The organism is uncultured Mobiluncus sp. (genome assembly GCF_947087965.1).
In the GTDB taxonomy this organism is placed as follows: Bacteria; Actinomycetota; Actinomycetes; order Actinomycetales; family Actinomycetaceae; genus Mobiluncus.
Window position 1 is genome coordinate 76,355 of record NZ_CAMUES010000002.1, and the last position, 11,901, is coordinate 88,255.

Annotated in this window: 10 protein-coding genes; 6 read left to right on the forward strand and 4 right to left on the reverse strand. The window is 57.9% G+C overall.

Annotated features, from left to right (window positions below):
• Positions 1–13 precede the first annotated feature (13 nt).
• From Q0V70_RS02410 to Q0V70_RS02435, 6 genes are all read left to right on the forward strand, one after another.
• A complete protein-coding gene (locus Q0V70_RS02410; protein WP_297587973.1) occupies positions 14–802 on the forward strand; it encodes an ABC transporter ATP-binding protein in 789 nt (262 codons plus the stop codon).
• 57 nt (positions 803–859) lie between these two features.
• Positions 860–2,203, forward strand: coding sequence for a glutamine synthetase family protein (locus tag Q0V70_RS02415; protein ID WP_297587976.1), 1,344 nt, complete (start codon positions 860–862; stop codon positions 2,201–2,203).
• Positions 2,204–2,265: 62 nt separating this feature from the next.
• Complete coding sequence (locus Q0V70_RS02420) at positions 2,266–5,466, forward strand: bifunctional [glutamine synthetase] adenylyltransferase/[glutamine synthetase]-adenylyl-L-tyrosine phosphorylase (protein ID WP_297587979.1); 3,201 nt, start codon at positions 2,266–2,268, stop codon at positions 5,464–5,466.
• Between the two features lie 86 nt (positions 5,467–5,552).
• Positions 5,553–6,665 carry a helix-turn-helix transcriptional regulator gene (locus Q0V70_RS02425; protein ID WP_297587982.1) on the forward strand — a complete coding sequence of 371 codons (1,113 nt, stop codon included), beginning with the start codon at positions 5,553–5,555 and terminating at the stop codon, positions 6,663–6,665.
• Positions 6,666–6,718: 53 nt separating this feature from the next.
• Positions 6,719–7,423 (forward strand): histidine phosphatase family protein, encoded by a 705-nt coding sequence (locus Q0V70_RS02430; RefSeq protein WP_297587985.1) that lies wholly within the window; start codon positions 6,719–6,721, stop codon positions 7,421–7,423.
• Between the two features lie 68 nt (positions 7,424–7,491).
• Entirely contained in the window at positions 7,492–8,127 is a 636-nt protein-coding gene (locus tag Q0V70_RS02435; protein ID WP_297587987.1) for a serine/threonine protein phosphatase, read from the forward strand.
• Here the strand turns inward: Q0V70_RS02435 and Q0V70_RS02440 are convergent, their stop codons facing one another.
• The 4 genes from Q0V70_RS02440 to Q0V70_RS02455 form a co-directional block, all read right to left on the reverse strand.
• Entirely contained in the window at positions 8,128–9,066 is a 939-nt protein-coding gene (locus tag Q0V70_RS02440; protein WP_297587990.1) for an amino acid ABC transporter ATP-binding protein, read from the reverse strand.
• A complete protein-coding gene (locus tag Q0V70_RS02445; RefSeq protein ID WP_297587993.1) occupies positions 9,063–9,986 on the reverse strand; it encodes an amino acid ABC transporter permease in 924 nt (307 codons plus the stop codon). Before Q0V70_RS02445 ends, Q0V70_RS02440 begins: the two co-directional genes overlap by 4 nt.
• A 105-nt stretch (positions 9,987–10,091) precedes the next feature.
• Complete coding sequence (locus Q0V70_RS02450; RefSeq protein ID WP_297587996.1) at positions 10,092–11,027, reverse strand: transporter substrate-binding domain-containing protein; 936 nt, start codon at positions 11,025–11,027, stop codon at positions 10,092–10,094.
• A 145-nt stretch (positions 11,028–11,172) separates the two neighbouring features.
• Positions 11,173–11,886, reverse strand: a complete 714-nt coding sequence (locus Q0V70_RS02455) for a DUF4191 domain-containing protein (RefSeq protein WP_297587998.1) — start codon at positions 11,884–11,886, stop codon at positions 11,173–11,175.
• Positions 11,887–11,901 lie beyond the last annotated feature (15 nt).

The window sequence follows — 11,901 nt, forward strand, 5'->3', positions numbered from 1 at the left end:
AGGAAAGAACAGTATGACTTTGGTCGCCCGGTGTGACAACGTTGAATTGTGGCGCAATCACACCTCCATCTTGCAGGGCCTCAATTGGCAGATTCACCTGGGACAGCATTGGGTGGTGCTGGGGCCTAACGGGGCGGGAAAAACCACGCTGGTTGATATGCTGGCGGGACGCATTTACCCCTCGCGCGGACGGGTCGAAGTTTTGGACGAAGTTTTGGGGAAAACCGAAATCGCCGAGATTCGTCAGCGGGTGGGCTATGCCTCCCCAGCCCTGGCAGCGCAGATTCCTCCGCAGGAAACCGTGGAAAAGGCCGTGCTGTCCTCCATTTGGGGGGTGACCGCATCCTGGCGGGAGAGCTACGAACCGGTTGACCTGCAGCGCGCCCAAGCCCTGATGGGCATGTTTGAAGTGGCTGACCTGAAAGACCGCGAGTTCGCCACCTTGAGCCAGGGCGAAAAACAGCGCGTTTTGGTGGCGCGGGCCCTGATGATTGACCCAGAGATGCTGATTTTGGACGAACCGGCCGCCGCCCTGGATTTGGGCGGGCGCGAACTGTTGCTGAGCGGCCTGGCGGAATTGGCGCGCGACCCGAAAAGTCCGGTTATGGTCATGGTTACGCATCACCTGGAAGAGATTCCCCCGGGATTTACCCATGCGCTGGCCCTCAAGGAAGGCCGCGTGTTCGCCTCCGGACCGCTCGAAAACGTGCTGACCAGCGCGACTTTGAGTGCTATGTACGGCTTGAACCTTGAGATAACCCACACGGAACAGGGCCGTTACTCCGCCAGAATGAAACTTTAGACCAGGAACTGTGAGCCTCCGGAAAACCGCCGGAACGGACTATGGAAGGGAGACATCGTGGATTCTCGTCAAGAAGACGTGATTCGCCAGGTGGGGGAACGTGACGTCAAGTATGTGCGGCTCATGTTCACCGATGTGTTGGGCGTATTGAAATCTGTCACGATTGCGCCGGTCGAACTGGAACGAGCCTTTACGGAAGGGGTGGCTTTCGACGGTTCCTCCGTGGAAGGCTTCACCCGCGTGGCGGAATCGGATATGCTGCTTTTTCCCGATGCTCAGACGTTCCAGATTTTGCCCCAGCTTGCCGACATTTCGCAGGACACTATTGGGCGGATGTTCTGTGACGTGTACAACCCGGACGGGACCCGCTCGCATTCCGACCCGCGCTACGTGCTGGAACGCACCATGAAACGGGCCCAATCACTGGGCTTCGTACCTTATGCACACCCCGAAATCGAATTTTACCTGTTCAAACAGCCCGGCAGTCTGGAGGAGCGCCTGCGCCCGGTGGACCAGGGCGGTTACTTCGATCACGTTTCGGCAGGTCCGGGCAACACCTTTCGTCGGTGGGCGGTGCGGATGCTGGAAGAGTACGGTATTTCGGTCGAGTTTTCCCATCACGAGGGGGGTCCCGGACAAAACGAAATCGACTTGCGTTCCGTAGACGCTCTGTCTTGTGCGGATAATTTGGTGACCACGCGTGAAGCGGTAGAGGACCTGGCAGAAGTCAAAGGACTGCTGGCGACGTTTATGCCGAAACCGGATATTGATTTTCCCGGTAACGGGATGCACGTGCATTTTTCGTTGTGGGAGGGCGACCAAAACGCGTTCTATGATCCCGCTGCGGCTGACCACCTGTCCATTGTGGGTCGCCAGTTTACCGCCGGTTTGTTGCACTACGCCAAGGAAATCTCGGCTATCGTCAATCAGCACGTGAACTCGTATAAGCGACTGTGGGGTGGGGATGAGGCGCCAGCTTTCGTCTGCTGGGGTCACCATAATCCTTCCGCTCTGATACGCGTGGCGGATCACAAGCCGGGTCTGCACACTTACACCAGGGTCGAGTACCGGGCTCCTGACCCCGCGATGAACCCATACCTGGGGTTTGCCCTGATTATCGAGGCGGGCCTGAAAGGGATTGAACAGCGCCTGGAACTGCCCGAAGAAGCCGAAGACAACGTGTGGGAGATGAGCGATGCGGAACGGAAAGCCTACGGCATCGAGACTCTGCCACGCTCTTTGGAGGACGCGATTCGCTATCTGCAAGATTCCGAGCTGGTGCCGGCGGTTCTGGGTGAAGAAGTCTTCGATTACGTTTTGCGCACGCGGCTGGCGGAATGGACCGAGTACCGCCATCAGGTGACGGAACAAGAGAAGCGCTTGTTGCTGCATCTGCATTAGTCAATGCCAAAAGTTCCTCGCCTCGGTGAGCGGCGGGGGCTGCGGTGCTGAAAGGGTAAAGAATGGCTCGAGAGTATTCCGAAACGGTGGCACTGCTGACCTCCGGGGTGGAAGATGTCGGGCGCGCCAAAACCCTGCTGACCGCCATTATGCAGGCAGCCCCCCAGATTGATATCCCGAAACTCATCGAGAATCTGGGTCAGACCGCGGACCCCGACCAGGTGCTGCTGAGCCTGGACCGAATCTTTTCTGAGGACGTCCGTCACCCCTCGGGCATTACCGCGACGCTGAGTGCCCGCCAAATCGGAAACCGCACGCTGCGCCTCCTGGGTGCCTCCGAATTTTTTGCCAGCTACCTGGTGACCCACCCGGCGGCCCTTGCGCCTCTGGAACAGCAGCCCGAACCGGAAACTTACCTCTCACGGCTACTGAACGCGGTGGGAGCAAAGAACCTGGGAAGCGCCGAAAACCCCTGCTGGGTCGCTGACCCGCAAGCCCACGACCTGGAGCTACGCCGGGTTTACTACGCGCTGCTGGCGCAGCTGGCGGCCGAGGACCTGTCTCACGCGGGAACGGCGGCCAAAGCCGAATTTCAAGCGACCTCCCGGCGCATTAGCGACCTGGTCGACGCGGCTTTGGAGGCCGGTTTGGCGCTGGCACGCCGCGACCACGACCCGGAGGGCCAGATTGCTTTCACCGTGGTGGCGATGGGGAAAACCGGGGCGCGGGAACTGAACTATATTTCTGACGTTGATGTTATCTACGTGGGACAAGCCCGGGACGGCGCCGACCTGGATAGCGCCGAGGCAAATCGGCGTGCCACCGCTATCGCTCAGGCGCTCGGTTCCTATTGCTCCGCGACCGGCCCGGAACCGGCACTGTGGGTGCTGGACACCGCGTTGCGTCCCGAGGGCAAGGACGGCGCCCTGGTTCGTACTTTGGAGTCTCACCTGGACTATTACCAGCGTTGGGCGAAAACTTGGGAGTTCCAGGCGCTGCTGAAGGCGCGTCCGGCCGCGGGGGACCGTGAACTCGGCGCCAGCTACTTGAGCACCATACGTCCTTTTGTGTGGTCCGCGGTGGAACGCGAAGGCTTCGTGGAAGATACGCGTGCTATGCGCCGACGGGTGGAAAAACTGTTGGATCCAAAGAAAGCCGGACGCGAAATCAAGCTCGGTGCCGGGGGGCTGCGTGACGTGGAGTTTACCGTGCAGCTGCTGCAGCTGGTACACGGCCGGGTCGATGAGAGTCTGCGGGTACGCGCGACCCTGGACGCTTTGCAAGCCCTCATTGCTGGAGGCTACATCGGCCGCGAGCAAGGCGAGGAAATGGCGGACTATTACCGTTTCTTGCGTGTCATTGAGCATCGCACCCAGCTGGATCGGATGCGCCGCACCCACCTGTTTCCCCAGGATGCCCAGCTGCGCAGAGTCGCGCGTTCCATTGACGTGACCCGGTTTTCTGAGGGGGCGAAACTGACCCAGGCTTGGCAGGAGGTGCGGCAAAAGGTTCGGGGGTTGCACGAGGAAATCTATTACCGCCCGCTGCTGCCTGCCATGGCGAAACTATCGGCGGGGGTGGCCGCCTTGGATGGTGCCGCTGCGCAGTCCCGACTGCAAGCTATTGGATACCGCGATCCGAAACGAGCCTTGGAACACATCGAGGCTTTGACCAGCGGGGTGAGTCGGCGGGCGGCGATTCAACGCCAGCTGTTGCCGGTGTTGCTGGATTGGCTGGCCGATGGGGTGGATCCGGACGGCGGTTTGTTGGCTTTCAGGCAAGTATCTGACGCCTTGGGGGACACACATTGGTATCTGGGTTTGCTGCGCGATTCGGGTACGGCCGCCCGGAGTTTGACCCGGCTGCTGTCATCTTCGCCACTGGTGGCGGGGTTGTTGCCCGCTAATCCCGACGCTATTAAGTGGCTTGACGACGAAACGCAGTTACGCGGGCGGACTCGCGAGGAGCTGGAGCGCGAAATCCTGGCGTCTTTTGAGCGCCAGCCCGATTTGGACAAGCAAGCCGCGCGGCTGCGGGCAGTGCGGGGTCGGGAGCTGTTGCGGGCGGCTATGGTGGACGTGCTGCAGGGAATTGATCCGCTGCGAACCGCCCAGCGTTTGACCGATGTGGGTGAAGCGGTCCTCGCCGGGGCTCTCGATTTGGCGTTGCGAAAGCTCAACGCGCAACGACCTCCGGATGTCCCCGGTCACAAGGGCGGTGGGGAACCGCAGCCCTCGCAGGTTGCGCCTGCGACGCCCGCGACGCGCGCCCTGGCGTCCGGGGGGTATTATGCCGATTACTTAGTAGTGGGGATGGGTCGGTTTGGTGGCGGGGAATCCGGCTATGCTTCGGACGCCGACGTGGTGTTTTACTATCGTCCGTGGCGAGAGCCAGGCAATCCGGCAGCAGGATATTTGCCCAACGCCCCGGTGGCGGAATCCCCGGCAGAGGGTACAGAGACCGACCCCGCGGCGTCAGAAATTCGCAAACGAGCCGCTGCGGAAGCGGCGAGCTTGGTTAATGCCGTCAGCTCAATCTTAACCGGAGCCCAAGCCGGGGCCTGGCGCGTCGACACTGATTTACGTCCCGAGGGTCGCTCCGGGCCGGTGTCCAAGGACTTGGGGTTGCTGGAGGATTATTATGCACGGTGGGCCAGCGCTTGGGAGCGTCAGGCTCTGCTGCGGGCTCGTCCCGTGGTGGGTTCGCCGACTTTGTGTTCAGATTTTGCCGAGATTGTGGATCCGGTACGGTTTGACACCCCGCCGGCGACAAAGGAGATAAAGGAAATCCGGCGGTTGAAAGCCCGCATGGAGGCCGAACGGATTGGCGGAGGCCAGGTCGCTGGTGCGGGCAAGACCGCGGCGGCGGTCCGCCACGTCAAGCTGGGCCCCGGGGGATTATCTGATGTGGAATGGTCGGTACAATTATTGCAGATGTGCCATGCTAGTGACGTGCCGGGATTGCGCTGTGTGTCTACCGGAGACGCCTTGCGCGCGGCTGTAAGCGCGGGGCTGATTTCCGCCCCGGACGCGGAAACGCTGCGCACCGCGTGGATGATGGCCATGTCGATTCGCGCCGCCAATGTGCTGGGTTCGGGGCGGACTACCGGGAAAAAACTCGACGTGCTGCCGGTCGATCGCCTCCTGGTGACCACCGCGGCGTTGCTGGGTTATGCAGAGGGCGCTCACCAGGACTTGACCGACGACTGGATGCGCACCGCTCGCCTGGCTCGCGGTGTCGTGGAGCAAATCTTTTACGAATAACCCCTTGCCGACTCTCCGAAGAGAACTGAGCAACCGCTCACCTGCAAAATGCAACCACAAGTTGCGGAATATAGATTAGATTCAAGGTGGAGGTGCTGGAATGCAACTGGGGAATTTCTCACAATGATTTGAGGGTGCGATGGCACTCGAAAGAATCTAAGTTAGGAGCATTAGAAATGATAATGGCAGAGAAAATCATTCAGCTACGGAAGAAGAACGGTTGGTCACAGGAAGACTTAGCGGCCGAGTTAGGTGTCAGCAGGCAGGCGATTTCCAAGTGGGAAAGCGCCCAATCAATACCTGACATTACACGAATTTTGGATATGAGCAAGATTTTCTCGGTGAGTACGGATTTCCTGGTCAAAGACGAACTGGAGATGTCCGATGCTACCACATCTGTTCAGGAACCCGCCGTCAGTGATGCCTCCCCCTCCTCGCCGCGCGTCGTTTCCATGGAAGAAGCGGTGGGTTTGCTGGACGTGAAAACACAAAGTTCCAAACTTGCCGCCTGGGGAACCGCGCTGTGCATTTTTGGGGCTGCCTTTCTGGTGCTGTTTACATTCCTCATTGATTTTCCGGGAGTGAGACTTTCGGAAAACTTAAGCTTAAGCATTGGTATGGTGGGAATGGTGATACTGGTAGGAACCGGCGTGGCTGCGCTCACTGCCTATGGAATGCGAGTTAAACCATTCGAATACCTGGAAAAGGAACCCTTTGAAACGGCTTACGGGGTGGATGGCATGGCTAAACAACGCCGGGAAAAATTCCATCAAACCTATGTCACCAAACTGTTTGGCGGGGGATTACTGTGTATGGCAGCCGTTGTCATGGTGTTGCTCGGTTCAATGTGGAGCGAAGATTCCTCTGGTAATACCACTACACTGGTCAGTTTGGTACCCGCAGGGGTCGCTGTTGCCGGCTTCGCCGTCTACCTGTTCATCAGTGCGTCCATTCCAATGAGAGCCTTGCGCCAGCTTTTACAAGAGGAATCAGTGGCGGCTCCGGACAAGCGCTCCGCTCGGATTATCGAGCCCATTTCCACAGCCTATTGGCTTATTGTGTTGGCGGTTTTCCTTGCCTACGGCTTCATCAGTAAAAACTGGGGCATGAGCTGGGTTATTTTCCCGGTTGCTTTGGCTCTATATGGGGCGCTTGTGGCCATTCTGCACGCGATATTGGATAACAAATCCGCCAAATAGACCCGGGGCGGCAAAACAAGCTAAGGTTGGGTGCGGGTGAGAAAGGAAAAACGTTGCGACTGGTATTGATTCGTCATGGACAAACGGACTCGAACCTCTCGGGGGCTTTGGATACGGCTTGGCCGGGACGTCCTCTGAACGCCACGGGGCGCGAGCAGGCGGCGGCTTTGGTCGATAAATATCACAAGTTGGTGGGGGCGGCTCCGCAGCGTTTGGCCAGCTCATTCATCCTTCGGGCGCGCCAAACCGCCGAACCGCTGGCTCAGAGCTTGGGCCTTCCCGTACAGGTGGATCCGGATTTGCGTGAAGTGAGAGCCGGGCTGCTGGAAATGTCCACGACCCAGCAGGACACCAGAGAATACCTCAATACTGCTATTGGCTGGGTGACCGGCGACCTGGACCGGCGGATGCCCGGAGCGGAAACCGGGGCGCAAACTTTGGCACGCTTCGACCGGGGCATTGCGCGGCTGTGCGCCGGGCTGGAGGACGATCCGCAGGCCACCGTGGCGGCCGTCATTCACGGCGCGATTATGCGCGTGTGGGGCGCAAACCGCATCGAGGGGCTGACCCTCGACCTGTTGGCACAGTTCCCTTGCCAAAACTGCTCACTCACGATGGCCACCGGCAGCCCGACCGCCGGTTGGAAAGCTGAGCTGTGGTCGGATCGACGCCTGGAAGATTGGCCGGTGGTGCCCGGAGCTCAACCGCGTACCTCCAAAGAAGCCCGCGAACAGCTGGAATCCGTGCTGCTTAGCTGAGTTCACCCGCTCAGTATCAATGACGCGACACAGTCCCAGAAATCTGCAGAACAGAAAACTATAGAAACGTGAACACCCTAACCAAGTTGATAATTATCCAGGCCGCCGTCCTGTTGTTGCAGATTATCCTGTACTTCGGCTCGGAGCGTTTTCAGCACGTGTTTCATAATCCTCAATGCCGCCTGGATGAGCGCATTCCGCGCATTCCCGCTTTCGTCTATCCGTATGTGCTGTGGTTTCCGCTCATCGTGATATTCCCGGTTTGGCTCTACTATTTTTCACCAGAAAACTGGGTGGCGCTCCAGATGGCGTGGATATTTTGCGTGGTCGTCTCGGTTGCAGCCTACCTCGCATTTCCCACGACTTTTCAACGTCAGGAGCTGGGGCAGGGTCCGACCGAGCGTCTGTTGGCACTGGTGTACAAGACCAGCTATCGCGGGGTCAATTGTGCCCCCAGCCTGCACTGTTCCACTTCGATGATGATTGCTTTCGCGGCCGTGGCGACCGGTCAAATGCCGTGGTGGCTACGCACGATTTTTGTGCTGATATCCGTGTCTATAGTCCTGGCTACCCAGTTCACCAAGCAGCACGCCCTGGTGGATTTGCTGACTGCTATTCCGGTCGCAGCAATATCGTTGACCATAGGTTTTGGCGTGACAGCAGCTGGCGGAACCGAGCCGATTCAGGCGTGGTTTGGTCTATAGCTAGAGCACTTTCGAGACGAACTCGCGGGTGCGGGCTTCGCGGGGATTATCCAAGACCTCGGCGGGACTGCCGATTTCCATGATTTGTCCCTCGTCCATGAAAGCCAGGGTGTGACCGACCTCGCGGGCGAAACCGATTTCGTGGGTCACCACCATCATAGTCATGCCGTCGCGAGCCAAATCTTTCATGACCTGCAGTACTTCTCCGACCAGTTCGGGGTCAAGGGCGGAGGTCGGTTCGTCGAACAGCATCAGTTCGGGGTCCATCGCCAAAGCGCGGGCAATTGCCACTCGCTGCTGCTGGCCGCCGGACAGCTGGGACGGGTAGTGCTCCATCCGGTCGCCCAGACCGACCCGATCTAGCAGTTGCCGAGCTTGCTCGGCGGCTTCGTCCCGGGATTTCCGCAAAACGTGAACCGGGGCTTCCATGACGTTTTCAAGCGCGGTCTTGTGGGGAAACAGGTTGAAACGTTGGAATACCATGCCGATACGTTCCCTTTGGGCGGACACGACTTTATCGGGCAGTTCGCGCAGGACCGTGTTCCGTTCCGTCAAAGCGCCGGTTTTCAGATACCAAGAGCGTTTCCGACCCGGCAGTGGGGCCTTTTCCTCGGACATACCCAACAGTTGACCGTCCAGGTAAATTCTTCCCGAAGTGATGGTTTCCAGCTGGTTAATGCAACGCAAAACTGTAGATTTACCCGAACCGGAAGGTCCAATGAGAACGCATACCTCGCCCTTGTGAATATCTAAGTCAATCCCTTTCAACACGTGCAGGGGACCGAAGTACTTGTGGACGTTACGCAAAGCCACCATGGTGCCCGCCACGTCTGCGGGGGCGGGAATGAGTTCCCCTGGCTGCAAATCCGGGAAAGCATCAACGATACCTCCGAGGTCTGCAGTGTCCAAAGGACTGTTTGTCATCAGGTCGTTACTCAAGATTTCACATCCAATAGCGTTTTCGTTTCCGGGGCTGCGCTGAGAGTTTTGTGGCGCGGCGAAGTGGTGGCTTGTTGAGTGTTGAAGCCTTTACCGAAATATTTCTCAAGGTAGTACTGGCCCACCATCAGGATTGAGGTGATGAGCAGGTACCATATGGCAGCGCAAATCATCATCGGCACCGGCATGAAAGTCAGACGTCCCAGGTTCTGTGCCTGGAAGTTCAGCTCCAAGGTAAACGGCACCACCGAGACCAGGGAAGTCGTTTTCAGCATGGAAATCGTTTCGTTGCCGGTGGGTGGGACAATGACGCGCATGGCTTGCGGAATGATGATGCGGCGCAAAATCATGCCGCGTTTCATGCCCAGCGCGGTCGCTGCCTCCCACTGTCCGGGATTGACCGAGTTCAGCCCGGCGCGCACGATTTCAGCCAGGTAGGCGCCTTCGTTCAAGCCCAGTCCCAGCATGGCTGACCAGAACATGTTTAGCACCAGTTTCGTTTCCACCGCAAACAGTTGAGGTCCGAAAGGAATCCCCAGGGTAATCATCGGGTAGAGCGTCGGCAGCAATCCCCAAAAAATCAACTGGGTGTAAATCGGGGTACCGCGGAAGAACCAGATATAGAACCAAGCCACGGCTTTCAGCACCGGATTCGGAGACTGGCGCATGACCGCCATGGTTATGGCCAGGGTAACGCCGATAGTCATCGCACCTACCGTCAGCGCCAGGGTGAAACCGATGCCCTTAATCAAGTTCGGGTGCGTCAAGTACACCCACACCATTTCCCAGTGATAGTTGGGGTTGGTGAAGAGGGAATTAATCAGCCCCAACACCACCAGCGCGACTACCGCCACGCTCACCCACCTGCCCAAACGGAACACCGGTCGGGGATGGTTGAATTCTAGGTTGTCTTCGCTCATGCGTTTACTCCCTTCGATTCGTTTACTTTGCACAGTCTCGCCGATACGGTTTTCGCTCAGAAGTCCGGGGCGGAAGGTGAGACGCCAAAAGGCTGGGGTGCCGGCTTATTTTCCTACGGAAGTTTTCAGTTCCACTGCGTCGTACAGGCCCGCGCCAGCGCCGTAGTTATCCATGATTTCACGCAGTTTGCCCGAGGCCAACAGGGAATCCATCGCCGCTTTAATGGCGGCGGACAGCTGTTGATTCTGGTTATCCACCACAATCCCGATGGGTCTAGGGTCCAGAATCTGGCCAATTTGCTCCATCTGGCCGCGGGTCTGTTTCACGTAATAGGCCGTGACCGGATCATCGGCGAGCATGGCTTGATACTGACCCGAAATAACCTTCGGGAATACGTTGGATAGCAACTCTTCCTTTTGAATGTCGACCGGTGGTTTGCCGTTGGCTTCGCACTGTTTGCTCATTTTCGGCAACAGTTCCGTTTCCTGCAGCGTACCGGTTTGCACTCCGATGGTTTTGCCGCAAATGTCCTGGGGGTCAAAGCCCTGCGGGTTGCCTTTCGCCACCGCGAACAGGGAGCCCATATCCATATAAGCCAGCATGTCGTAGTTAGCAACACGTTCTTCTGTAACCGTGAACGACGATGCTCCTAAATCGTAAGTCGTGCCAATCTTGGGCAGCAGCGCGCCGAACGCTTCGGTAGTGGTGGTGCCGTCCTCGAGACCCATTGTCAGGGCAATGGCCTTTACCATGTCCACTTCGTAGCCGGTGGGGGTAGTGCCGTCTTCCATCAGGAATTCCGCTGGAGCGTAGCTGGTAGAAGCGCCGTTGCGCAGCACGCCACGTTCCTTCACGTCGGCAGGAACCAGCTCCTCAACCTTGGGGTCGGGCTTAATCGTCGAAAAATCGAACGCGGCGGTGGTATTCGATTGTGGATTAGCAGCATCGTCGCTACCTGCGTTTCCAGTGGAAGCAGTGGAGCATCCGGCTAAGCCCAGAGAAGCTGCAGCTAGAAACATGGCAACGGTAAGACGACGCATGAGATTCTCCTTGTTGACGGTCGTGTAAATGAACTATCAGTATAAATTTACAGAGCCATGCAACTTTATGCAAGTCTTAGCGCATAAAAATAGGAAAAATGTAATAACTTTTCATCCGCACGTCCGGGATAGCCGTGGACAAATTTTATCCGTATAAAGCGCGCCGATTAGGGCGAACCCGGTAGGGATCAATCCCTTTGGGGATAGGCAACCCCTGATTGCGGTGAATCGCCAGCAGTCGTTTTTGCACTGCGGGAATCTCGTTTCGATTCAAAGCACGTGGAGCTTTATACATGGCTTTCATCACGTGTTCCAAGCGAACTTGGCCGTCTTCCGTACCGCATTCCACGGCATGTACCGGCACCTGAGCAACAACCCGCGTGGTCTTTTTCACCTCATCGCTGAGCAGCTTGCTGGCGCGAGTGTGCGGCCCCTCACTGACTAGGAAAATCCCGCGAGGCCCTACGAAACGCCACACCAAGTCCTGATCCTTGTTAACCGCAACGGGTTCTTCCTCGGCGAACCAGGACCGGCGCAGCAGCTGGCGCAGCGCCCCGACACAGCCCTTCATGCCTTCAATCTGGCGCAGCATAGCGCGGGACAACAACGCGGAAATCCAGGCCATCGGCACGACCATCAGCACCAGAACAATGGTGATTGCCCCCATAACCCAGTGCTTGCCCGCAATCATGTACCACACGGTCAAGGCTTCCGCCACGACCAGAGTCGCCAAAATCGCCCACACAATCCACGGGAAGGACCGCCTCACAATGGTGAAAGAGTCCTTTAAGTTTTGGAATATATTGCGTTTCTTTCCGGAGGTGTCGCCCCCGGTCGCGGTGTTGTTTTTCTTAGCCATCGCCTTTATCTTAGG